Origin of the sequence: uncultured Desulfobulbus sp., assembly GCF_963662935.2 — a bacterium.
Classification (GTDB): Bacteria; Desulfobacterota; Desulfobulbia; order Desulfobulbales; family Desulfobulbaceae; genus Desulfobulbus.
Genome location: NZ_CAXXTL010000001.1, coordinates 777723 through 799971 on the forward strand (window position 1 = coordinate 777723; position 22249 = coordinate 799971).

The following is a 22249-nucleotide window of genomic DNA, read 5'->3' on the forward strand; positions in this document are numbered from 1 at the left end:
AGCCGCAGTCACACACTCTAACCAATAGGGAACGCAATGAAAAAATCACTCTTTGAGACAGTGCGTATGGGCGATTTGCATCTGAAAAACCGGATAGCCATGGCCCCCATGACCCGCGGGCGGGCTGGGGAGACACGGGTGCCCAACGAGATCATGGCCGAACATTATTTTCAGCGCGCCTCCGCCGGCCTGCTGATCACCGAGGCCACCGTCATCAGCCCGCAGGGGATCGGTTGGATTGGTTCGCCCGGCATCTACTCACCAGAGATGGTTGCCGGTTGGCGCAGAGTCACTGACCGGCTGAAACCCACCCAAACCCCCATCTTCCTTCAGCTTTGGCATTGCGGCCGGGCGTCGCACAGCGATTTTCATGGCGGAGAACTCCCTGTTTCGGCCTCAGCCGTGAAAATTGAGGGGGACGGCATCCAAACCCAGGGAGGGAAAAAGGCGTACGAGGCGCCCAGGCCGATGACTGCCGCCGAGATCAGGGCAACGGTAGCTGATTATAGATTGGCTGCGCTTCATGCCAGGGAGGCCGGTTTTTCCGGAGTTGAAGTGCACAGTGCCAACGGCTACCTGCTCAATCAGTTCTTGGATTCCAAGACGAATCTTCGGACAGACGATTATGGCGGCAGCTTGGAGAACAAGTACCGTTTTTTGAGAGAAGTTTTGGCCGCAGTGTTGGAGGTTTGGCCGGCGCATCGGGTTGGCGTTCGCCTCTCTCCCAATGGCGTGTTCAATGACATGGGCAGCCTGGATTTCCGCGAGACCTACCTGTATACCATCAAGGAACTCAGCAAACTTAACCTTGGGTATGTCCACATCATGGACGGGCTGGCCTTCGGTTTTCACCAGCAGGGAGAACCCATGACCCTGGCGGAATTTCGCGCCCACTACGACGGGATTATCATCGGCAACTGCGGGTACTCTAAAGAGGATGCCGAGAAACGGCTTGCCGAAGGCGTGATGGACATTGCCGCATTCGGCCGGCCGTTCATCACCAATCCCGATCTGGTGGCCAGACTACACAACAACTACCCTCTGACACCCTTCGAGGACATGTCGAAATGGTATACCTCTGGCCCGGAAGGATATATTGATTACCAACCCTATGGCCAATGAGGGTTGCCGTCCGCTCCGGCGGTGATGAGGCACCCTCGCCAGCTTACCTGTATGCCTCTATCGCCATGACAGCATCCACCTCTCATCCCTTTTGCCCGCACCGTTTGCCGCTTTCCGGGGCCGTCAATTTCCGTGACCTTGGCGGCTACCGGACCGGTGATGGCTGCCAGGTAAGGCAGGGACTGGTATTTCGCTCCGATCATCTGTCCCGTCTGACAGAAGAAGACCAGCAAATGCTGCGGAGCCTCCGGTTCAAGATGGTCTGCGATTTGCGCACCGTTCAGGAGCAGCAGCGCCACCCTGACCAGCTGCCGCAGGATGGTTCGATTCGCCTGCTCCTCCTCCCGGTCCAAGCGGGAAGCTTTGATCCGGCTTTGGCCATGGATAGGCTGCGATCCGGAGAACGGGACTGGCTGTCCCTCGATTTTTTTATCAGTGTTTACCGGCAGTATCTTGACGATTTCGGTCCGGTTTGGGGCAGAATATTGCGGCTCATTGCCGCTCCCGCGAACCTGCCCCTGGTCTTCCACTGCACCGGCGGCAAGGATCGCACCGGCATCTGCGCGGCCTTGCTGTTGCTGACTCTGGGAGTGAGGGAGGCTGATATCTTCCTCGATCACGACTACTCCAATTCCTGCAACGCCGAGCGTCTACAACCGATCTATGCCCGATTCGCCGATCTGGGCATCGGGCCGGAGCTGGCCGCACCCTATCTGCAAGCACCTCGGGAGCCCCTGGCCGCAATGTTGGCGCACCTCCGCACAGCCTACGGCACCATCGACAACTACCTGCTGTCCAAGGCTGGGTTGGACGAAGCGACCCTCGCGGCCCTGCGGACAAACCTGCTCGAATGACAGCCTCGACCACCTCCGCCGGTCGGAGCGACAATGTCCCGGCCTGGCGAGCGCCGGGAAGGGTGCCGTCGGCCTTGCGCCGGCAGGCGTGGCTGGCCGCAGCGCTCCTGTTCTGCCCCTGGCTGGTGACCCTTTTCCTCTGTGGCCCCCTTCTTCAACTGCACCTACACCCCTTCGTCATTGTCTCCCTGCTGCCGGGACTCATTGCGGCCATCTATCTGCACCTGCGATTGATATTCCATCTAGGGTCTAATCACCGATACGGCGAAGCGGACCGGCCTTTTCCCACTCTGGGGGCGGCCACCTGGATCACCCTGCTGCGCGGTGCGGCCATCGTTGCTCTTGCCGGTTTCCTGCCCCTGGCTGTTCTCCCGGTTCCGGCACTGCCACAGGCCCAGGTTTGGGCACCGGGACTGATCTACCTGACTATTTCTCTGGCCGATCTGCTGGACGGTTTTGTGGCCCGCAGGCAACATCGGCAAACCGAACTCGGCCAAAGGCTGGATATCGAGACCGATGCCGCAGGGCTAATGGTGGCCCTGCTGGTGGCCGTCAGCCTTGATCGGTTGCCGGCTCTCACCCTCCTGGTGGGACTGGCTTATTACCTCTTTCTATTCGGTATCTGGTGGCGCCAGCAGCGGCATCTGCCTCTGGTTGCGCTGCAACTGCGGCCCTATGCGCGGATCATCGCCGGCTTCCAGATGGGATTGGTGGCCATGGCACTGCTGCCTCTCTTCAATCCGCCCTTTACCTCCATCGCCGCCGCTCTGGTCATGACGCCACTTCTGGTTGGTTTTGGCCGGGATTGGCTGGTGGTTTCCTGCCGGCTGCGCATCGACAGCAACCAGCGCACCGCCATGGACCAATGGGCAGGCCTCGTGTTGACCCGCTTCCTTCCCTTGGTGTTGCGCCTGCTTCTCCTGGCCGGCGGCATCGTCAACCTTGTTCAGGGAGCAGCTTCCCTGCCGCATCCCGCCTGGCTGTGGGCACAAAGCCTTTGCTGCCTGCTGGCCGGTATCGGTTGGATGGGCCGTAGTGCTGCGCTGTTGCTCACCTTGGCGCTGAGCTGCAGCCTGGCCCCTTACGGGACTGGCCTTCCGGTATTGGTCCTTTTCGGTATTGCCGCCACCCTGATGCTGACCGGCACCGGCCCGCTGTCCCTCTGGTCTCCGGAAGAGGGTATCCTGTATCGCCGCCGCCGTGATAGTGGAATTCCGGCGGGGAACGAGACAACATGATCACGCGCGACACATCATCAGTTGCGGCCTTTCTCTCCCCGCTCATCGGCTGGCGCGGATTGCTGCTGATTCTCGGCTTGATCTTGGCCTGGTATGCCTTACGGGGCATGCCCTGGGGCGAAGCGTGGGGACGTTTGACCGCAATAAGTCCTGGTGGTCTCTTGATTCTCCTGGGACTCAATATGGCGATACTGCCGCTCATGGCTGCCCGCTGGTGGCAACTCCTGCAGGCGTTAGGCGCACCGGTCGCTTTGAGTACAGTCTGCGCCTATCGCTTTGCCGGCAATGCAGTCAACTATCTCACTCCTGGGCCCCATTTCGGCGGTGAGCCGCTGTTGGTCTATCTCCTGCGCCAACGCCAGGGGATACCGCTGCCTGCGGCCGCGACCTCGGTCGCCCTGGACCGTATGCTTGAGCTTTGGGCCAGCATCGTGGTTCTTTGTTTGAGTCTGATCATGCTGTCGCACACTGGCAGCGGGCCCTTTTCCAGGAAATGGGCGCTTCCCCTGGCTGTTACCCTGGTGACCGCTGTTGCCTCGCTCCTGGCAGCCCTGAGGATGGGCAAGCGTCCTCTCTCCCGCCTCTTCTCTTGGTTCATGGGGTCATGCGGTATGGCTCATGGTGCGACCACCGGTTTCGCCGGCCGGTTGCTCGAAACTCTTCAGCAGGGCGAGGCGCTGACCGAATCCCTCCTCCATCGGCTTCGGCGCCCGTTTTTGCTGGCCAATCTCTATTCCCTTGGCCAATGGCTCGGGGTACTTGCCGAATGTTGGCTGATGGCTGCCTTGCTGGGGCATTCGTTGTCGTTCCTGCAGTTGCTGAGTGTTGTGATTGCCGCCCGCCTCGCCTTTCTCACCCCCTTGCCGGCGGGCCTCGGCGTCCTCGAGTCCGCCCTACCCTGGGTAACCGCCGCCCTTGGACTGGGGAGTGTCCTTGGTTTCAGCCTCTGCCTGCTCATTCGGGTTCGCGATATTCTCTTCAGTCTAGGCGGATTAGGACTGACCATGAAATATTTGACTTGTCCGGGCAGGGCCAGTACTGTGGCCAAAAATGTGGAATGACAGTTTGCGGTCGAAAAACAAATCCCCTTTAAATTCTCTGGGTTCGGACCTTTTTTCTCCGCATACCTGCACCTTTTTTTCGTACGGATGCACCGCATCCTCTGTTCCTTTTAAAGGAAGGCATTCTCAATAAACCATGCGGCATCAAGACTACCCACCCTCCCTTTCCGGCACCAGTGCCCACAAGGTCGACCCGGAACAATGGTTCGATCAATTGCCGCTCCTGGCCGCGCAATTCCTGGCCGAGCATCACCGGCCGCTGGTCACGGTTTCCTACGCCCAAAGTGTGGATGGCAGCATCGCCACCCGGAATCGAGAACAGCTTCGACTGAGCGGCCACCAGTCCATGGTGGTCACCCATCGCATCCGCGCCGCCTGCGACGCCATTGTCATCGGCATCAACACCCTGCTGATCGACAACCCTTTACTCACCGTCCGTCTCGCCGATGGTCCGAACCCCCAGCCCATCGTCCTTGACAGCCAGCTGCGCATCCCTTTGCAGGCCCGTCTGATTGAACGGTCCGACCTTAGTTGCTGGGTCGCCTGTACCGAAAAGAATGATCCCGAACGCATCAGCGCGGTGGAAGACCAGGGGGCCGAGGTCATCCGCTGCCGCCGCGATCGTCAAGGCCGGGTGGACCTGCCGCACCTGCTCCAGCAGCTTGGCGAGAGAGGGATCAGCAGCCTCATGGTCGAAGGCGGCGGCCAGGTGATTTCGAGCTTCATCGAGGCGCGCCTGGCGGACCAGATGATCATCACCATCGCCCCTCGCCTGGTTGGCGGCCTGCCGGTGCTGGACCGCCCGGCCGTAAACAACGGTGCCCAGCTGTATCTCAACTCCCCGACCTACCAACCCTGCGGCCCGGATCTCATCCTCTGGGCCCAGCCGCAATGGCAGGACCCATGAGGCGACATCGGCTGGAATTTGTCGCCCCCGGCCGGGTCGCGATGCACGAGGGACCGGCGCCGCAACCGGCTGCGGATCAGGTCCTGGTGCAGACCCGGCTCTCCGCGATCAGTCCAGGAACCGAGATGCTGGTGTACCGGGGGCAGTGGCCCCAGGGAGTCACGGTCGACGCCTCCCTTGAGGCCTTGGCCGGCACCTTTGCCTATCCCCTGGCCTACGGTTATTGCGCTGTTGGCCGGGTGATCGCAACAGGTTCGGCGGTGCCAGGCGACTGGCTGGACCGCCGGGTCTTTGCCTTCCATCCCCATGACAACCTCTTCTGCGCTTCACCCTCGACGCTGCATCCCATCCCCGATGATGTGGACGACGAGACCGCCCTCTTCCTTGCCAATATGGAGACCGCGGTCAACCTGCTGCTGGACGGTGCTCCCCTGATCGGTGAACAGGTGGTGGTCATCGGCCAGGGCATTGTCGGGCTGCTCGCCACCGCTCTGCTCGCCCGTTTTCCGCTGGCATCCCTCACCACCCTTGAATCGCACCCGTTGCGGCGCGAGGCCTCGATTCGTCTCGGTGCCGCCCTCTGTCTTGATCCGGCGAGTCCGGACCTTTTTGCCCGGCTGGGCGCAATTCCCGGCCAGGGCGGCCAGGCGGATCTGGTCTTTGAGCTTTCCGGCAACCCGGCGAGTCTGGACACGGCGCTGGCCCTGACGCGCCCCAGCGGCCGAGTGGTGGTCGGCTCCTGGTACGGCAGTAAAAAGGTTGAGCTGGACCTGGGCTCGTTCTTCCATCGCGGCCGTCTTACCCTGATCAGCTCCCAGGTGAGTAGCATCGCCCCCGCGCTCTCGGCCCGCTGGCAGGCCCGCCGCCGCCTGGATGTGGCCTGGGAGATGCTGCGTCAGGTGCGGCTTCAGACCTGCATTACCCATCGCTTTGCCCTGGCGGATGCTGCCTTGGCCTATGCGCTCATTGACCGCAGCCCGGGTGAGACCATTCAGGTCATCTTCGAACACCCATCCGCAAACACGCGGTGAATTTTTTTAGGGAGTAAACAAGCATGTACAGTCTCGGGATGCGGCGCGAATTCAGCGCCCGGCATTATCTGATCGGCGGTGATTGGGGGGCGGAAAACAGAGAGCATGCCCATCACTATCGGATGGAACTGGTTCTCGAGGCCTTGAACCTGGATCGGCACGGTTATCTGGTCGATATTGTCGAGGTGGAACAGCACCTGGAGGCGGTGGTTGCCGATTTTGCCGGCCATACCCTCAACGATCTTGCCGCCTTTGCCGAACTCAACCCCAGTATCGAGCGATTGACCACCATCCTCCATACCGCCTTTCGGACTCGACTCGCCCATCTCCGGCTCGAAGCCCTGACCGTCACCCTCTGGGAGGATGATATCGCCTGGACCTCCTACCGCGCACCCCTCTGATGCGCATCGGCTTGGTCATCTATGGCAGCCTGGAGACCTTGACCGGCGGCTACCTCTACGACCGGATCGTGGTCAAAGGCCTGGAGCGGCTGGGCCATGATGTGAAGGTGATTAGTCTCGCCAACGGCTCGTATCTCCGTCGACTCGGGCAGGGGTTGTCGACCGATCTTTGCCAGCGGCTGCTGGCCGGTCGCTTCGACATCCTCCTGCAGGACGAACTCTGCCACCCCTCTCTTTTTTGGCTGAACCAACGCCTGCGCCGCCTGCATGGACCTCCGCTAGTTGCCATCGTCCACCACCTCATGTGCCGGGAACCGCGGCCCTGGTGGCAGAACTGGTTCCTGACCCTGGTTGAACGACGATATCTGGCCTCGGCGGATGGCTTCATCTTCAACTCGAAGACCACTGGAAGGACGGTAACAGACCTGGTGGGCGAGCACCAGCCCCACGTCATCGCCTACCCGGCGGGAGACCGTTTCGGTAGCCCCTTTTCCGTTGACAGCATCAGCCAGCGGGCCCGCCAGCCCGGGCCTTTGCAACTGCTCTTTCTGGGCATCGTCATCCCCAGGAAAGGTTTGCTGCCCTTACTTAGTGCTCTGGCTGGAATGGACTGCGAACTTTGGCGTCTGACCGTGGTGGGCAGTCTCGACTTCGACCCAGCCCATGCCGCCGAAGTCCGGGACCAAGTCGATCAACTGGGCCTGGCCGATTCGGTCCAGTTCATCGGCCCGTGCTCGGATGAGCGCCTGGTAGAAATCATGCGCACCAGCCATCTGTTCTGCATGCCCTATGCCTATGAGGGGTTCGGCATTGCCCTTCTGGAGGCCATGGCCTTTGGCTTGCCGGCCATCGGCTGCCGGGATGGAGCGGCGGACGAGACCATCAGCCATGGGAGCAACGGCTTTCTGCTGGCAGCCGATGACCTGGCGGGATTGGCGTCGCTTGTGGTGCAGCTGCAGTATGATCGTGAAGCGTTGCTGCGGCTTAGCCTTGCGGCCCGCCTGACCTATGCCGGCCGGCCCGGTTGGCAGGACAGCGTGGCCGCAATTAACGCTTTTCTGGCGGAGATGAAGAGTGGCCAAGCGCAAGGAAATGGCCATGGAAACGGATAATTTTGCCGGTGGGGGGCTGACTTCGCCGCCCGCGGATGGACCCGAGACGGGTTTTGATCCCCATTACCTGGCGGCCAAGAAGTCCATTGATGACCGGGCATTGAATCGATACGTCTGGACCGCACTCTGCCAGGCCCTGCCGGAGACCAGAAGCGGTGAGCCAGCAAATATCGTAGAGATCGGCGCCGGCATCGGCACCATGCTGGCGCGAATAATCGATTGGGGCTTGCTGACCGGCCCGGCAACCTACCTGGCCACCGATTGCGATACCGACCACCTCCGGCTTGCCCGGCGCTACCTGGCAGCCTGGGCCGAAGAACGGGGCTATCCGTTGCACTGGCCGGAACAGCAGCGCGGCCGCTTATGCACCGCGCAGGCTGAAATTGCCCTGGTCTTTGAGGCAGTCCGGGCCGAAGAGATGGCCCGCCGGACCGAGACCAGGGGCACCTTCCACCTGGTCATCGCCCATGCCGTGCTCGACCTGCTCGACCTGCCGGCCTTGCTGCCCGGCCTCCTGGCGCAACTCGCCACCAACGGGTTGGCCTATTGCACCTGCAACTTCGACGGTGCCACCCTTTTTCTGCCCGAATACCCCGGAGGGGAAGAACAGGAAATTTTGCGCCGCTATCATGCCTCCATGGAGGCTCGGCTGACCGGGGCAAGCACCACCGGCCGGCGATTGCTGAGCCTGCTGCAGGGTCCGGGCTTTGAGCTTCTGGCAGCCGGCAGTTCGGACTGGGTCATCCATCCCCGGAACACGACCTATTCCGGAGATGAAGTGGTGTTTCTCCATGCCCTCATTGCAACCGTGGAACAGGAGCTTGCCGGAAAAAGCGGTCCCCCGCCGTCGGGCTTGGCCGCTTGGGCCCGCACCCGGCATTGGCAGGTGGATGCGGGCACCTTGTCGTTTCTAGTCCGCAACCTCGATTTTCTCGCCCGTCGCCGGACGCCGCTGCTATGAAATTCGGCAGTCGCTCCTGGCCGGCATCCCTGGCCCTGGCTGCGGCCATTGGCACACTCAGCATCCTGCTGAATTTTGAATATCCAGCTGACCCTCTTGTTTCCTGGTACCTGCTCCTGCCGTCCCTGGATGTTTTGCTCCTGCTTCTACCTTTGACCCTGGCCGCCTGCTGGGGTCAACGCTCCCTGTATTGGATAACACTACCGACATGGGCGATCTTCCTTGTCCTGCGCCTGATTCGTATCGGCGACACCGTCGTCCCCATGTACCTTGACAGGCCCTTCAACCTCTACATCGATTCCGGCTACCTGTACGGACTCTATGACCTGCTCAAGACCTCGTCGCACCAGGGGAATTTCCTCCTGCTGGCTGCGGGTTCGACCCTGGCCACCTTGGCGATTTGCGCTGTCAGCTGGCTGGCCTGGCAATGGGCCGCTAAGGCATTGACCGACCATCGGGTCCGGGCTCCGTTCCTGGGAGCATCAGCCCTCGTCCTTGGCGCGGCCCTGGTCTGGGGATGGCAGCCTGCCAAGCCACTCGCTCTGGTTCGCCTGGGGGAGGAGATTCGCTCGATCCACCGGCAGATCGAACAGCAGCGAGCTTTTGTTGCCCGACTGGCACAGACCGCTCAGGAGCGATCGGCCGGTCCCGCCGCCACCCTCAACGGTCTTGGCGGGGCGGATGTGCTGCTGTTTATCATCGAATCTTATGGTCGGGTCGTCTTCAGCCAGCCCAGGTATCGGCAGTTGATGGAGTCGACCATGGACCACTTTGGCAACGTTCTTGCGCAGCATGGCTTCGAGGCGGTGTCTTCGTATTTGGGATCGCCCACCTACGGTGGCGAATCCTGGCTGGCCCACGGCACCTTGGAGTCTGGGGTACGGGTGGGAAATGACCTTGAGGAGACCGCGCTGCTGCGTTCTTCCTTAGAACCCATGGCTGCAATTTTCGGCAAAAACGGGTATCGCACCGTCTCGGTAATGCCGGGCACCCGGTTTGTCTTTCCGCAAGGATCCTATTTCGGCTACGAACAGGACTATTACGCCTGGCATTTCGATTACCAAGGACCCGCTTTCGGCTGGGCGCCCATGCCTGATCAGTTCGTGCTCGACTGGATACGACGCCGCGAATTCATTGCCCCTGCAAAACCAATTTTTGCCCGCTACGCCCTGATCAGCAGTCATGCCCTGTTCAATATTCAACCGCCATATATCGTTGATTGGGAAACGATTGGTGATGGCAGCCTTTACAAGACGCGCGAACCCGTCTTTTTTCCCACAGAGTGGTCAAATCTCCAAAATGCGGGCGAGGCCTACCTACGTTCGCTGGATTACGAATTCGAGACCCTCGGAAACTATCTCGCCCAGTATGTCACCAGAGACACGCTGATTATCATTCTGGGCGATCATCAACCCAATCTGCAGCTCACCGGTCCAGGAGAACCCTGGTCGGTGCCGGTGCATGTCATCAGCCGCAATGCCCGCTTGTTGAAGCCGTTCCGAGAACGGGGATATACGGACGGCCTGTTCCCTGAACAGCCGGTGCCTCATGCGATGATGGAGACCTTTTTACTGGGATTTCTCAAGGATTTCCAATGACCGGCCGCGGACGTTTCCCGGTCCGCATTTGGTGCTTGGCATGATCGGTCCAAGGTGTTCAGAGGGCGAATACAGGGGTATTTCGGCCAAGTTGACCTGGAGGGCTTGCCTTTCTGTCATCACCATTTATCGTTGTATTGCAGTCTTACCATCCCTGCCCTGATGGCCACCGCGATGTTCACACGGTCAAAGGACGAACATTTTTCACCATTTGGAGGCACATATGAACAAGAAAATGCTGTTTCCCCTTGTCCTCGCTGTTCTCGTCGGATTACTCGGATCCCCTCAGCATGCCGAAGCCCGTTCCTGGGAGATTGACAAGGAACATACAAATTTCTATTTCAGTGTCGATCACATCTATGCCAAGGTCCGCGGTTGTTTTACCGATTTTACCGGTACGATTGTTTTTGATCCCGACAATCTCAAGGACAGTAAAATTTCTTTTGAGATCAAGGTGAAGAGCGTTGATACCGGCATCGGTAAACGCGACAACCATTTGTTGTCAGGCGATTTTTTTGATGCGTCCAAGTATCCATTAATAACATTTTCCAGTACCAGAATCGCCAAGGCAGAGGGGAACACCTATAACGTCAACGGCACCTTGACCATAAAAGGCGTTTCCACTGACTTGATTCTTCCGCTCACCTATGGTGGCAAGAAGGACAACCCTATGGCTCCAGGCATGGAAGTGACGGGCTTTAACGGCCAATTGACTCTTGACCGATTGGCCTATACAGTCGGGGACGGTAAATATTACACCATGGGCGTGGTTGGCAAGGACGTTGATATTCTAGTGACGATCGAGGCGCAGCGGAAGAAATAGGACTGCCTTCTACCGCAAACGTTTTGTGGCTGTTTTCGGATTAATGAGGTCTTTACGCCATGGCCACATTATCGATACAGGTACCAGACACAGAGGACAACCTACTTATTGAAGTGCCGGCGCCCCAATTGACCACAAACCGCCCAGTGCTGAAAACAGCTTTGGGCGGTTTTTTTCTCTGTTGCAACAAGCATTTATGGTGTCGAGACAAGTAAGTCTGCCGTGACGTGATTGGAATTGCGACGTATTCTAATCCCGGCCGACATCCTGACGAAACAAGTTGAGACAGTGTCATTCATGGCGTGCAGCTGAATTTCTTGTAAGTCTTACGCCTTCCACTCCCTGACGAGTAAGCCCATGGTGATGACAGACATATTGCAGGACGTGCAAAAATACTACGATCGTAACACCAAAAGCTTCCAACGGCATGGCCAGTCGGGTCTTTCAATCCATCGCTCCGTTTGGGGTCCTGGTGTCACCTCACGCGATTCAGCAGTACATTTCGTTGATGATCTGATTCTGAATCAACTCCGGAAATTTGAACCGAATCCAAAGATTCTCGATATGGGCTGCGGAGTCGGTGCAAGCTTACTCTACTTTGCGCAGAGACTCGCAATCGTGGGCGAGGGAGTCACAATCAGCCCTCTGCAAGCCTTATATGCTACTGAGTTATTCGAGAGCACACGAGTGATTAATCTTCGCTGCCGTTCCGGCAATTTTCTGGCGCTGCCTTCTGACATTCATGATGTTGATCTGGCTTTCTCTATTGAAGCGTTCGTACATTCACCTGATGCCAAGAGTTATTTCTCCCAGGCTGCCCGTGTCGTCCGGCCCGGTGGAAAATTGATCATTTGTGATGATTTTCTTTCGCAACGAGCATCCCTCAATCCTTCAACCAAGGAGTGGAAGTGGTTGCAAGAATTTCGAACAGGTTGGAAAATAAGCTCGCTCGTCACAGTCGATAGCGCTTGTGAGACAGCTCACTCAGTTGGGTTTAAGTTGATCAGTGTTCTTGATTTGACAGAGTTTCTAGAGATTCGTCGACCGCGCGATATTTTAATCAGCATTCTCGTAAGCACTGGCAAATATCTCGGATATCACGGAGGAGATTACTGGAGCGCGCTGACCGGTGGTAATGCTCTCCAACTGGCTACTTGCTCCGGGGCCGTGGGCTACCAATACCTTGTGTTCGAGCGTAATATATAGCTCGATAGTCGCTCTTGATGAGTCCTACGTTTGATTGTGTGCGGCTAGCCCTCTTTTATTGATCGCGTCACTCCTCGATGTGAAAACATCCTGGCTGCCAAAACCGCTCCAACCTTGTGTGACGTGGTCAAATAAAAGTAGACGTTTTTTTAAGCCGCTTTTTTCCAAAGCTGTTGTTTCTCAAATTCCATGGGATTCATGTACCCTAAAGAGGAATGACGGCGCTTGCTGTTGTAAAACATCTCGATGTACTCGATGATGTCCTGTCTGGCGCTAGATCGGCTGGGATACCTCACCCCAAAAACCTGCTCAACCTTGAGGAGGCTGCCGAAAAAACTCTCCTCCACAGCATTGTCCCAGCAATTGCCCTTTCTGCTCATGCTGGTCAGTATTCCATGCTTCTTGAGTAATTTCTGGAAATCATGGCTGTAATATTGACTGCCCCTGTCCGAGTGAAAAACGAGACCACTCGATGGTTTTCGTCGCCAAATCGCCATGGTGAACGCATCCATGACCAATCGCCTGGTGATGCATTTGTTCATCGACCACCCTACGATACGTCGGGAATGCAAATCGATCACAACCGCTAAATATAGCCATCCCTCGGATGGCCAAATATAGGTGATGTCGCCAACCCAGACGCAATTCTGTGTGGTCACGGAAAACCTATGGTTCAGAAGATTAGGGGCGGCAGGAAACGTATGCTTGCTATCGGTTGTGGCCTTGAACTTTTTCCGTTGTTTTGCTGCAACGCCAGCCAGCTTCATCAAAGTTCCGGCCTTATGCTTGCCACAATGAAACCCAAGAGCATTCAGCTCCTGAGCCATCCTTCGGCTGCCGTACGTTGCTTTCGAGTCCTGATGAATGGAACGAACCCTGGGAATCAGCTGGGATCGCTCCTTCTCCCTGGCCGATGTTCCACGCTTTTTCCAGTGGTAATAACCGCTACGACTCACCTGCATTACACAGCAAAACCAACGGGAACGCCTTCTTCTGGATATCGATGAAGGAAAATCTCAAACCGATTCTTTCGCGAAGAAGGCTGCTGCCTTTTTTAGAATCTCTCGCTCCATTCGAAGACGCTCATTATCTCGCCTCAACTGCTTAAGTCCTGCTTGCAACTGAACCGTGCTGGTCGTAACGGGGGGTACATACATCCGGTGATTTCCCTTTAACCCACCGTCGAAGTTGAGTGGCAAAATGGTTTTACACTTCGATGATCAGGTTCGGCAGCTCATTCCTGTCATCCGCGCCACCTGGAAATTTTTCCACAAGTACTCCCCGAATTCTGCAGATTGCCGCGCAGATTGCGACCGCTGGACGGCCGTCTTTGATCCCCGCCACGATCTGGTCCACGACCTCCTGCCAGAAGCCGGGGTGCACCACGGCATCGACCCCTCGGTCGCCGAGTACCCAGACCTTCCCCTCGAAAATCGAGAGGTAGATCAATATCCCGGTCTCCTCCTTTGTCCTATATAAGCCTTTCGAAAAAAAATGGAGCGTGGCTGCTTCCCTGACCTCAAGGTCCATCTCCCTTTCCGAAATAAACAAACGCTTCAGCCAGGGAAGCCGCATGACAATTTCGCGACAGAGAAAAAATAAGGGAAAGAAGATTCCCAAAAAAAGCCAGAGGTCGTGGGGGCCGGCCCAAACGAGTCGTCCGACCATGCGGGTGAAAGCAACAGCAGCCGGAATTGAGAACGCTGCAGCTCCAAGCAGCCCAGCAACTGGATAATCGTGGCTAGCAGGGGCCATCATAACCACGATTTCTCCTCGTGTCGCTTGTTCAGCTTCGCTGACACAAGTTTCAATCTTGTCCAGCTCAGCTTTCTTTATCAAATTTTTGACTGGATTTCTCAACATTCTCACCAACTCCCGGAAGCTCCACCGCCACCAAATCCGCCTCCTCCACCTGAGAAGCCGCCACCTCCGGTGGAAAACCCTCCCCCCCCTCGCGGAAAGCCGATCGGAAACCCGCCACGGCCGGAAGAACGCGGCCCCATGAACGAAGTAGCGCCTGCAATTAACGCGAGTATATAGCCGGCTATCAGGCCAAGACAGCCCAGAACGACCAGCATCAATGGCCCGGGGGCAAAAGCGATGTGCCCCAGGAAGGGCATGAGAAATCCACCGCCAGCAGCACCCAAGAGCCGGCTCGCGCGGCCCATCGTGAAGACCATGAAAACAAAAATGAGCAGGAATGGCATAAGGTCTTTGGCGCCGGATGCAGCAGGTGTCTGGCCACTGGCCTGAAATTCACCCCGCACAACTTCGATCAGTGCAACCACAACGTTCAACACCCCCTGGTCAAACCGGCCCGCCCGAAACTCAGGTACGATCCGATCCCGGATGATCCGCCCGGCGGTGATGTCCGTCAGGCGGCCCTCCAATCCGTACCCCACCTCAATTCGAACCTTACGATCGTCACGCGCGATGACCAGGATGGCGCCGTTATCGAGCCCTTTTCGGCCAATCTTCCAGCGTTCGGCTACCCGCATGGAAAAGTCTTCCAGCGAGTCCCCAGCAAGCGAGGGGACGGTGAGCACCACGACCTGGGTGGAATCCTTTTCCTCCAGATCTTTCAGGAGAGTTTCGATTCGGCTTTTGGCTTCAGGGGATAACATTGCACCGTAGTCGTTCACTCGACCCTTGAGAATAGGCACCTCGAGTGCTACTGCCGCACACGGCAACAACACGGCCAGGAACAGCAGCAGCACCCCTATGCCTCGGATCCAACCCATGTGCAGCGATTGCTTCATGCGGCGCACGCCCTCCCCTCTCAAAACTTCACTTTGGGTGCAGCCTTGGCGGCCTCGTCAGCCTTGATATACTCTTTGCGTTGTAAATGAAGCAGCAGGCTGTTGGTAGCGCTGTTGGGAAAGGACCGGATCATGGAATTGAACTCTTCCGCAGCTTGGTTATAGCGTTGTCGGGCCACGTTGATACGGTTTTCGGTCCCTTCCAACTGGTTTTGCAGATCCCGGAAATTTTCGTTGGCCTTGAGGTTAGGATACTGTTCGGCTACGACCAGTAACCGAGACAACGAAGACGAGATCTGCCCCTGCGCCTGCTGCAACCGCGCAAGAGCCGCAGGGTCGCTGAGGTCGTCCGCCGTGAGTTTTACGGAAGTCGCCTTGGCACGTGCATTGATAACCGCTTCCAGCGTTTCGCGCTCGTGGCTGGCATACCCCTTGACGGTTTCCACCAGGTTCGGGATCAAATCCGCACGGCGCTGCAGAGTAGCCTCCACATCACCCCAGGCTTTGAATACACGCTCTTCAGCTTGCTGCATGGTATTGTAACCGCAGCCGGTAAGTGAGAACACCACCCAGAGAAGCACCCAGAGCGAGACTCTATTCACTTTCAAATTGACCTCCTCTTGAAAAACATTTCCTCAATCGAACAGACAGAGACAAAGCATTCTGCTTTTAACCAACATAACCATACATCGGTTTTTTTCTTGGCCGGATTCTATTTCCCGCCTTTTTCAATATTCATTTTCTTGGAAACTGCAAACCACTTCTGGGCATTACCGGGATCATCCTTCTTCCCGTACGGCAGATACCAGATTTCCACATCAATGGTGAAGTCGTTGGCAATGATCGTCCTGACCAGCTTGCCATCCACGGTGGTTTCCTTGTACACAGGGATAGAAAATTGTTCTTTGACAGTCTTCTGTGGAGGCAGACTGGTATCGCGAAGTAGTCCGCTCTTCTCGTAAGGTCCCCTGCCCATCTTGTCGCCACGGCCGAACTGCTGCGGAACAGGCATGAAAATTTTCTCATTTTTGTAGAATACGTTGCCATCCAATGTTTTCGCGGTCACATCCAGGACCACCCGGTTAGGGGTGGGTCAGCCATCTGGGATGGCATGACCAGCCTTGTTGGTAATCGCCACCACAACGTTTGCGACCGGGGTTATGGTCGTGACATCACGCCATTGGAATGCCTGTGCCTCAACATTCACATCAAGGGCCATTTTGGCCATTTCGACCGATCGATAGCTTTGGATATTGTGCCCCAGATTGCTCTTGCGCATGTGGCATTCCTGACATTTTTCCTGTCCGCCTTCAGGAATATAGGCATAGAGATGCGTCCCATAGAGCGTCGCACATTGGGTCGGGTTATCTTGTTCCAAGTTCGGCCCGAGTCCATGGCATTGCCCGCAAAGGATGGATTCCTTCATGATCTTGCTCTGCTTCATCACCGGATGGGACGGATCCTCATGAACGCCATCCTTGCTGCCGTAAACAGCATCCTTTTGCGGGTAGCCGTCCGTCCATTTATGGACAATGGCGTTTCTTCCGTGGCAGATGGTGCAACCTATATTGAGAGTCTGCAGAGTCTGCCCGGCCTTTTCATCGCCGTCGGCAAAGGCATAGACATTCTTGACGATTTCCTTGGCCACACTGTCTTCTGCATCCTGCAGTTGCGGCAGATGGCATTTCGTGCACATCATCAGATGCTTGACGCCAACATCCCCCGGTGTCTTAACCCCGGAATAGGGCCATTCCTTGAGCCCGTTTTCGATGGTGGTCTTGATGGTTGCGGCTGTCCTGCCGACCTGGGCATCGCCAAAAATCGAACGAGCGTGGATTGACTTCTCCCATTGTGCATGAATTTCAAGGTGACATTCTTTACATGAGGTTGAATCATACATTGCCGCCAGTTCGGCAATGGTTTTTGCCTTCTCCTCTGCTGCCAAAGCACCAGTTATCAGCAGCGGCATCACTGAAAAGCCAAGTAACATATAATTTTTCTTGAACAATCCCATACCCCCTCCTGTTTATAATGGTTATGTAGCATGACCTCATTTTGCTGTGCACAGCAAACCAGCATCACCTCCTCTGTCTTGAGATAAAACCATGGTAGCAAGCCAAACTCTGCTGACAAGGAAATCCGCAGAATTTGGCAAAACACAGATGACGGTCTCTCTCAATCACAAGATGAGGAGATTAAAGTAGTTGGGGACAAATTTCTTCTCTTGTTCCCGGCCGGCAGTTCGTATTCAGCCTGAAGCATATCCCCTTAAATGAAAACGCCCCCCATGCAGGTGTCAAATTTGAGCGCCAAGGAGCACTTGAGCGAAAATGGTCGTCTCACATTGGAGGCATCAGCCGCCGAGAGTATGGAACCGTTTACGGTTTTGTTAACGGCCTCAATCCATAGGGACAAAAGCATAACCTTGAGACTGATAGACAATCATCGAGGCGTATCCATTGCTGACAACCTCCACGAGAGGAAGAAAATCAGCAACTGATATCTCCTGCATTCCTGCGGCAAGGCTGCATTGCTCCATGCGGAAACCTTTTGCCTTAAACTGATTAACCATGGAAGCGATTTTCTTTTTTACTGGAATATCCACATCAAGGACATAGTCATTATCCTTAGTAAAATAATTGCTCGCTTTTCCACGTATGCCGATAATAAAATGCGGCGAAATCCCTGATGCAAGGAACTGGCTATATGTCGTTTCTATCATTTTGAGTCGGATGAACAGTTTATCCGGTTCTCCGATATTGACATCAAAGTAGGCTTTTATTTCCTTGTTTCCAGTCAAGGCTTTGTCGTTGCTTAATACTTCTGCACTCAATCCGTATTGTGCGAAAATGGTGGTCAATAATATGATCAACACTTGAATCATTTTTTTCATAAGGACACCTCCTTTTTCGCTCCGAATGACCAGAGAAAATCAGCATCCCAGTTCCGGTAACCTGATTATTTTCAGACCAACATTGCCGGCTTGACTGGGGCGATACCACACCTTAACCTCCTGCCTGCTTTGCAGTTCCTCTATTTTTCCAAACCCCTTGAACTCAGTTTCCTGGTTTACAACTATAACAATTCGTTGTCCTTTATTCTGCTGGATCGATACAGTCTGATTTTGAAGAGAAACTGAATTGACCATCCCTTTTATATAGAGATAATCTTGAGTTGTAATCTCTTCTTCATACTGGGCGGCCAATGCGATAGTTGATAACATCAACGAGAGGCAGAGGCTTACGAGACAGATACGCACCTGAGTGAAAAAATTTAATGAGTTCATGCCGGCTTCCCTTGTTGAAATAAAATAAAAACAACCAATCTATCTAAACGAAATTGTGATATTGTCGGTGTATAAGCACTTTCGAACCTTTTCGCAATGCATCAAAATTTAGAACATAAGGATACCTCAACATGATTTGGCTTCCCGCTTTCCCTTGACGATGCCCGAAGAATGGTTGAAAGATTCATTCATCGTCAGGCTCCCACCTTCTAAGAAAAAACAACTGGCCACGTCTGGCAGAAACATTTGTTCAGAGAGTTCTCACTTGCCACCATTCCGGCGAAAAAAAGGCCACCTCTCCTATGCGCCACCGTGGAAGCAAATGAGGGCGTGAAGGCCTATTTTTGAAAAACGCATTCCCCGCTGACAGTGGCGGCAAGGAGGCATAACGAATGATGAACACTTCAGACGCGCCGGAGCAGATCAAGGCCGCAATGACGGTCCCGGAACTTCTTAAGTTGGCCAGCGACTGTTGGAAACCCTGTACCCTACATGCCGGGGTTAAGCTGGATGTCTTCAGTCACCTGGCCCACGGCCCCATGACGATTGCGGACCTGGCCCGTCTGCTCGAGGTTGACGTTCGTGGGCTTGACATGCTGCTCCATGCCCTGGCTTCCATGGACCTGCTGTGTAAGGAAGAGGATCGCTTCAGCACCACCCCGTTCAGCACCGAGTACCTCGCCCGACAGTCGACCCACTATTTGGGGCACATCATCATGCACCACCATTTTCTGGTGGATGGCTGGAGCCGGCTCGATGAAGCGGTCCGGTTCGGGCGGCCGGTGCGCAAGCGATCGTCCCACGACGCCGACGGCCTTGAACGGGAAAGCTTTCTCATGGGCATGTACAACCTGGCGTCCTTGCTTGCCCCGCGCGTGGCGGCAGCCATCGATCTGGGTGGCCGGCGTCGCTTGCTCGACCTGGCCGGCGGCCCTGGCACTTACGCCATCCACTTTTGCCTACAGAACCCTGAGCTGACTGCGGTCATCTTCGATCTACCCACCACCCGTCCCTTTGCCGAACAAACGGTAGGCCGGTTTCATCTGACCGATCGTATCGCCTTTACCGCCGGCGACCTTGTCGCCGACCCCATCGGCTCGGGTTTTGATGTGGTCTGGCTTTCCCACCTGCTCCACAGCGAAGGCCCGGAAACCTGCGCCGCCATTGTCGCCAAGGCGGCCGAAACACTCATTGAGGGCGGCCTGCTGCTGGTGCAAGAGTTCATCCTCGACGACAGCCGTACCGCACCGCTCCACCCCGCCCTTTTTTCCTTGAACATGCTGATCGGCACACCTGAAGGCAAGGCTTATGCTCAAGGGGAACTGGTGGCCATGATGCGCCAGGCCGGGTTCGACCAGGTTCGGCGGTTACCGATCGAACTTCCCAACGGCGCCGGCATCTTGGCGGCGGTTCGGTTGGCCGCATCACCGGCCCAGCAACCATGATCAACCATAAGCTTGATCCTCGTCATTTATAAATTAAACAAAAAAAACAAACTGAAGGAGGGGTAACATATACAGTTCACATTTTCCTGTTCACTTTGATTGGAATAATGTGAGATAGGTCGGTCGAACGAGTTGTTTCTATGCAAATTATTTAGCTAAGCCATCCTTGATGGATAGCTAGGAACCTAGGAGAAATAGGCGTCACACCATGGAAAAGGCAAAAGTTTATTTTTCTGATTTTAGGACCAAAGCTTTTGGTGACGGTCTGCCCGCCAAATTAAAAAAGCTGATTAAAAAGGCTGGAGTCAAGAGTCTGAATATGGAGGGCAAATTTGTTGCCATCAAACTCCATTTTGGTGAACTCGGCAATGTCAGCTATCTTCGCCCCAATTATTCCAGAGCGGTTGCCGATGTGGTTAAGGAGTTTGGCGGTAAACCTTTTTTAACAGATTGTAACACCATGTATCCTGGGAGCCGGAAAAATGCTTTGGAGCATTTGGAATGTGCCTGGGAAAATGGCTTCACGCCGCTGACCGTCGGTTGTCCGATACTCATTGGGGATGGGTTGAAAGGGACCGACGATGTTGAGGTTCCGGTGATAGGAGGCGAATATGTAAAGGTTGCCAAGATCGGTCGTGCCATCATGGATGCGGACGTGTTCATCAGCCTGACGCATTTCAAAGGACACGAGATGACCGGTTTCGGTGGGGCAATCAAAAATATTGGTATGGGCTGCGGTTCCCGCGCCGGTAAGGCCGAGCAGCACTTCAGCGGTAAAGCTGAGATTGACGAAGCCAAGTGCCGAGGTTGTCTCATATGCCTGAAGGAATGCGCTAACAACGGACTCGCCTTTGATGCCGAAGCAAAGAAGATGCGCGTTAACGCAGAAAATTGCGTTGGCTGCGGTCGCTGCCTGGGAGCATGTAATTTCGATGCCATTGCTTTTGCCAATTTCGCGGCCAACGAACTTTTGAACCGACGTATGGCGGAATATACCAAGGCTGTCATTAATGGCCGCCCGTGTTTCCACATTTCGCTGGTTGTGGATGTCTCCCCCAACTGTGACTGCCACGGCGAAAACGACGTTCCCATCCTTCCCAATTTAGGGATGTTTGCCTCCTTCGATCCATTGGCGCTGGATCAAGCCTGTGTCGATGCCTGCCTGAAGGCTCATCCGATGCCGGGAAGTCAGCTCTTTGAGAACATGGCAAAGCCGGATTCTGTTGACCATCACGATCACTTCACCAATTCGACCCCAGAATCCGAGTGGCGCACCTGCCTGGAACATGCGGAGAAAATCGGTGTAGGAACACGAAATTACAAATTGATTGTTGTCAAATAGCTGCTTCAAAAATCCCTGATTCTTCTTGATGAAGGATATGTGGGCGGATAGGTCCGCCATTTTCATCAGAAGCAATGCAACCGTTGTTTTTCACCACTACCTGCCGGTTGCTCCATGACAAGACATTTTTTTCTGGAGGGGGGTGAGAGACTGGTCAAGCGCCTCTTTATGTGGGATAGTGACTAGCAAAAATTCATAGAATCAAGGAGGTTTGATGATGGAATTGCAGGAAGCCGTACTCAAAAGGCGTAGTGTTCGAAGGTTCACGGAAGATATCGTTACCGACCAAGAGTTGCAGCAGATTTTTGAAACTGTGCGCTGGTCTCCTTCCTGGGGAAATACACAGGTTTGGGAATTTGTTGTGGTTCGAGATCGAGCGCTGATTCAAAAGGTAACCGAGACGTATCAGATGGATAAAGGGACGAATCCCGCAACCAAATGTTCCCTTGCTGCTTCCGCACTCATTGTCGTTTGTGCCAAGACAGGTGTCTCGGGCTGCAAGGGGGGAAAGGAATCCACCAAATACTCGAACTGGTTTATGTTCGATTTGGGCCTCGCCACGCAGACACTTTGTTTGAAAGCACACGAAATGGGGCTGGGAACAGTCGTCGTTGGCCTCCTAGATCATGACGTTTGCAGGAAATTAATTGCCCTGCCTGATGGTTATGAAACTGTTGCCGTCATTCCCATAGGACGCCCAGCGGTCGAACCAAAAGGGGGACCACCACGCAAAACTGTAGCCGACATGGTCCATCTTGATATGTTTGGCAAGAAGATATTTTAACTTGGCGGAAACATTAGCCTTAGGCTGTCAATAGACCTGACCTGAATAATTACATCACTTAAGAGACCAGAGCATGAACCAAATCCAAGAAAAAGATTGGGCTGAGGATAGTTGGCATGGGCATACAGGAATTGATAGCTCTTGCGACTACTGTATTGTTGATGGTGAGATCGGAGAGCTGCCAAAAGACGAATCTGGGGCAACCGCTCATGAAAAAGATGCTAACAGGGCGTTGAAAAACTCAAATCGATCAACCCGATCAGAATAAAACGCGTTATTCACAAGAAGCATATCGATCGGCCGTTTATCGCAATGATCA

At 55.3% G+C, this 22249-nt stretch carries 23 protein-coding genes; 16 read left to right on the forward strand and 7 right to left on the reverse strand.

The features are described from left to right. Nucleotides 1–36 precede the first annotated feature (36 nt). The 12 genes from ACHZCX_RS03350 (at nt 37) to ACHZCX_RS03405 (ending at nt 12314) form a co-directional block, all read left to right on the forward strand. Nucleotides 37–1122, forward strand: coding sequence for an alkene reductase (locus tag ACHZCX_RS03350; protein ID WP_319585814.1), 1086 nt, complete (start codon nt 37–39; stop codon nt 1120–1122). After that, entirely contained in the window at nt 1119–1976 is an 858-nt protein-coding gene (locus ACHZCX_RS03355; RefSeq protein ID WP_394708746.1) for a tyrosine-protein phosphatase, read from the forward strand. The genes ACHZCX_RS03350 and ACHZCX_RS03355 overlap by 4 nt, the downstream gene beginning before the upstream one ends. After that, the gene (locus ACHZCX_RS03360) at nt 1973–3214 is read left to right on the forward strand and encodes a CDP-alcohol phosphatidyltransferase family protein (RefSeq protein ID WP_319585816.1); all 1242 of its coding nucleotides are present in this window, start codon (nt 1973–1975) and stop codon (nt 3212–3214) included. The genes ACHZCX_RS03355 and ACHZCX_RS03360 overlap by 4 nt, the downstream gene beginning before the upstream one ends. Continuing rightward, nucleotides 3211–4275: a lysylphosphatidylglycerol synthase transmembrane domain-containing protein gene (locus ACHZCX_RS03365; RefSeq protein WP_319585817.1), complete on the forward strand. Its 1065-nt coding sequence runs from the start codon at nt 3211–3213 to the stop codon at nt 4273–4275. The genes ACHZCX_RS03360 and ACHZCX_RS03365 overlap by 4 nt, the downstream gene beginning before the upstream one ends. A 136-nt stretch (nt 4276–4411) precedes the next feature. After that, complete coding sequence (locus ACHZCX_RS03370; protein WP_319585818.1) at nt 4412–5182, forward strand: RibD family protein; 771 nt, start codon at nt 4412–4414, stop codon at nt 5180–5182. After that, nucleotides 5179–6213 (forward strand): zinc-binding alcohol dehydrogenase, encoded by a 1035-nt coding sequence (locus tag ACHZCX_RS03375; RefSeq protein ID WP_319585819.1) that lies wholly within the window; start codon nt 5179–5181, stop codon nt 6211–6213. Before ACHZCX_RS03370 ends, ACHZCX_RS03375 begins: the two co-directional genes overlap by 4 nt. Before the next feature lie 23 nt (nt 6214–6236). Beyond that, nucleotides 6237–6614, forward strand: coding sequence for a 6-carboxytetrahydropterin synthase (locus ACHZCX_RS03380; protein ID WP_319585820.1), 378 nt, complete (start codon nt 6237–6239; stop codon nt 6612–6614). Next, nucleotides 6614–7726 carry a glycosyltransferase family 4 protein gene (locus ACHZCX_RS03385; RefSeq protein ID WP_319585821.1) on the forward strand — a complete coding sequence of 371 codons (1113 nt, stop codon included), beginning with the start codon at nt 6614–6616 and terminating at the stop codon, nt 7724–7726. Before ACHZCX_RS03380 ends, ACHZCX_RS03385 begins: the two co-directional genes overlap by 1 nt. Beyond that, the gene (locus tag ACHZCX_RS03390) at nt 7713–8687 is read left to right on the forward strand and encodes a hypothetical protein (protein WP_319585822.1); all 975 of its coding nucleotides are present in this window, start codon (nt 7713–7715) and stop codon (nt 8685–8687) included. Before ACHZCX_RS03385 ends, ACHZCX_RS03390 begins: the two co-directional genes overlap by 14 nt. Further along, complete coding sequence (locus ACHZCX_RS03395; RefSeq protein ID WP_319585823.1) at nt 8684–10285, forward strand: sulfatase-like hydrolase/transferase; 1602 nt, start codon at nt 8684–8686, stop codon at nt 10283–10285. The genes ACHZCX_RS03390 and ACHZCX_RS03395 overlap by 4 nt, the downstream gene beginning before the upstream one ends. 223 nt (nt 10286–10508) lie before the next feature. Beyond that, nucleotides 10509–11108 carry a YceI family protein gene (locus ACHZCX_RS03400; RefSeq protein ID WP_319585824.1) on the forward strand — a complete coding sequence of 200 codons (600 nt, stop codon included), beginning with the start codon at nt 10509–10511 and terminating at the stop codon, nt 11106–11108. 357 nt (nt 11109–11465) lie between these two features. Next, nucleotides 11466–12314, forward strand: coding sequence for a methyltransferase domain-containing protein (locus ACHZCX_RS03405; protein ID WP_319585825.1), 849 nt, complete (start codon nt 11466–11468; stop codon nt 12312–12314). Between the two features lie 149 nt (nt 12315–12463). On the opposite strand, the gene ACHZCX_RS03410 is transcribed toward ACHZCX_RS03405, so the two are convergent. The 7 genes from ACHZCX_RS03410 to ACHZCX_RS03440 form a co-directional block, all read right to left on the reverse strand. Further along, on the reverse strand, nt 12464–13315 hold the full coding sequence (locus ACHZCX_RS03410) for an IS3 family transposase (RefSeq protein ID WP_319586056.1): 852 nt from the start codon (nt 13313–13315) through the stop codon (nt 12464–12466). Nucleotides 13316–13520: 205 nt separating this feature from the next. Continuing rightward, the gene (locus ACHZCX_RS03415; RefSeq protein ID WP_319585826.1) at nt 13521–14177 is read right to left on the reverse strand and encodes a hypothetical protein; all 657 of its coding nucleotides are present in this window, start codon (nt 14175–14177) and stop codon (nt 13521–13523) included. A 2-nt stretch (nt 14178–14179) separates the two neighbouring features. Continuing rightward, a complete protein-coding gene (locus ACHZCX_RS03420; RefSeq protein WP_319585827.1) occupies nt 14180–15055 on the reverse strand; it encodes a TPM domain-containing protein in 876 nt (291 codons plus the stop codon). A 38-nt stretch (nt 15056–15093) separates the two neighbouring features. Further along, on the reverse strand, nt 15094–15675 hold the full coding sequence (locus ACHZCX_RS03425) for a LemA family protein (RefSeq protein ID WP_319586057.1): 582 nt from the start codon (nt 15673–15675) through the stop codon (nt 15094–15096). A gap of 110 nt (nt 15676–15785) precedes the next feature. After that, the gene (extKL, locus tag ACHZCX_RS03430; protein ID WP_394708761.1) at nt 15786–17063 is read right to left on the reverse strand and encodes a multiheme c-type cytochrome (seleno)protein ExtKL; all 1278 of its coding nucleotides are present in this window, start codon (nt 17061–17063) and stop codon (nt 15786–15788) included. 408 nt (nt 17064–17471) lie between these two features. Beyond that, nucleotides 17472–17966 (reverse strand): hypothetical protein, encoded by a 495-nt coding sequence (locus ACHZCX_RS03435; RefSeq protein WP_319585829.1) that lies wholly within the window; start codon nt 17964–17966, stop codon nt 17472–17474. Between the two features lie 39 nt (nt 17967–18005). Next, a complete protein-coding gene (locus ACHZCX_RS03440) occupies nt 18006–18359 on the reverse strand; it encodes a hypothetical protein (RefSeq protein ID WP_319585830.1) in 354 nt (117 codons plus the stop codon). A 392-nt stretch (nt 18360–18751) separates the two neighbouring features. Between ACHZCX_RS03440 and ACHZCX_RS03445 the strand changes: the two genes are divergently transcribed. The 4 genes from ACHZCX_RS03445 (at nt 18752) to ACHZCX_RS03460 (ending at nt 22198) form a co-directional block, all read left to right on the forward strand. After that, nucleotides 18752–19804, forward strand: coding sequence for a methyltransferase (locus tag ACHZCX_RS03445; RefSeq protein WP_319585831.1), 1053 nt, complete (start codon nt 18752–18754; stop codon nt 19802–19804). Between the two features lie 208 nt (nt 19805–20012). After that, complete coding sequence (locus ACHZCX_RS03450) at nt 20013–21146, forward strand: DUF362 domain-containing protein (protein WP_319585832.1); 1134 nt, start codon at nt 20013–20015, stop codon at nt 21144–21146. 214 nt (nt 21147–21360) lie between these two features. Further along, the gene (locus tag ACHZCX_RS03455) at nt 21361–21930 is read left to right on the forward strand and encodes a nitroreductase family protein (protein ID WP_319585833.1); all 570 of its coding nucleotides are present in this window, start codon (nt 21361–21363) and stop codon (nt 21928–21930) included. Between the two features lie 73 nt (nt 21931–22003). Then, complete coding sequence (locus tag ACHZCX_RS03460) at nt 22004–22198, forward strand: hypothetical protein (RefSeq protein WP_319585834.1); 195 nt, start codon at nt 22004–22006, stop codon at nt 22196–22198. Nucleotides 22199–22249 lie beyond the last annotated feature (51 nt).

Excerpts from the sequence above, each read along its gene's own strand:
- ACHZCX_RS03350 (WP_319585814.1), top strand. The coding sequence starts at position 37 with ATGAAAAAATCACTCTTTGAGACAGTGCGTATGGGCGATTTGCATCTG.
- ACHZCX_RS03355 (WP_394708746.1), top strand. The coding sequence starts at position 1,119 with ATGAGGGTTGCCGTCCGCTCCGGCGGTGATGAGGCACCCTCGCCAGCT.
- ACHZCX_RS03360 (WP_319585816.1), top strand. The coding sequence starts at position 1,973 with ATGACAGCCTCGACCACCTCCGCCGGTCGGAGCGACAATGTCCCGGCC.
- ACHZCX_RS03365 (WP_319585817.1), top strand. The coding sequence starts at position 3,211 with ATGATCACGCGCGACACATCATCAGTTGCGGCCTTTCTCTCCCCGCTC.
- ACHZCX_RS03370 (WP_319585818.1), top strand. The coding sequence starts at position 4,412 with ATGCGGCATCAAGACTACCCACCCTCCCTTTCCGGCACCAGTGCCCAC.
- ACHZCX_RS03375 (WP_319585819.1), top strand. The coding sequence starts at position 5,179 with ATGAGGCGACATCGGCTGGAATTTGTCGCCCCCGGCCGGGTCGCGATG.
- ACHZCX_RS03380 (WP_319585820.1), top strand. The coding sequence starts at position 6,237 with ATGTACAGTCTCGGGATGCGGCGCGAATTCAGCGCCCGGCATTATCTG.
- ACHZCX_RS03385 (WP_319585821.1), top strand. The coding sequence starts at position 6,614 with ATGCGCATCGGCTTGGTCATCTATGGCAGCCTGGAGACCTTGACCGGC.
- ACHZCX_RS03390 (WP_319585822.1), top strand. The coding sequence starts at position 7,713 with ATGGAAACGGATAATTTTGCCGGTGGGGGGCTGACTTCGCCGCCCGCG.
- ACHZCX_RS03395 (WP_319585823.1), top strand. The coding sequence starts at position 8,684 with ATGAAATTCGGCAGTCGCTCCTGGCCGGCATCCCTGGCCCTGGCTGCG.
- ACHZCX_RS03400 (WP_319585824.1), top strand. The coding sequence starts at position 10,509 with ATGAACAAGAAAATGCTGTTTCCCCTTGTCCTCGCTGTTCTCGTCGGA.
- ACHZCX_RS03405 (WP_319585825.1), top strand. The coding sequence starts at position 11,466 with ATGGTGATGACAGACATATTGCAGGACGTGCAAAAATACTACGATCGT.
- ACHZCX_RS03415 (WP_319585826.1), bottom strand. The coding sequence starts at position 14,177 with ATGTTGAGAAATCCAGTCAAAAATTTGATAAAGAAAGCTGAGCTGGAC.
- ACHZCX_RS03420 (WP_319585827.1), bottom strand. The coding sequence starts at position 15,055 with ATGGGTTGGATCCGAGGCATAGGGGTGCTGCTGCTGTTCCTGGCCGTG.
- ACHZCX_RS03435 (WP_319585829.1), bottom strand. The coding sequence starts at position 17,966 with ATGAAAAAAATGATTCAAGTGTTGATCATATTATTGACCACCATTTTC.
- ACHZCX_RS03440 (WP_319585830.1), bottom strand. The coding sequence starts at position 18,359 with ATGAACTCATTAAATTTTTTCACTCAGGTGCGTATCTGTCTCGTAAGC.
- ACHZCX_RS03445 (WP_319585831.1), top strand. The coding sequence starts at position 18,752 with ATGATGAACACTTCAGACGCGCCGGAGCAGATCAAGGCCGCAATGACG.
- ACHZCX_RS03450 (WP_319585832.1), top strand. The coding sequence starts at position 20,013 with ATGGAAAAGGCAAAAGTTTATTTTTCTGATTTTAGGACCAAAGCTTTT.
- ACHZCX_RS03455 (WP_319585833.1), top strand. The coding sequence starts at position 21,361 with ATGATGGAATTGCAGGAAGCCGTACTCAAAAGGCGTAGTGTTCGAAGG.
- ACHZCX_RS03460 (WP_319585834.1), top strand. The coding sequence starts at position 22,004 with ATGAACCAAATCCAAGAAAAAGATTGGGCTGAGGATAGTTGGCATGGG.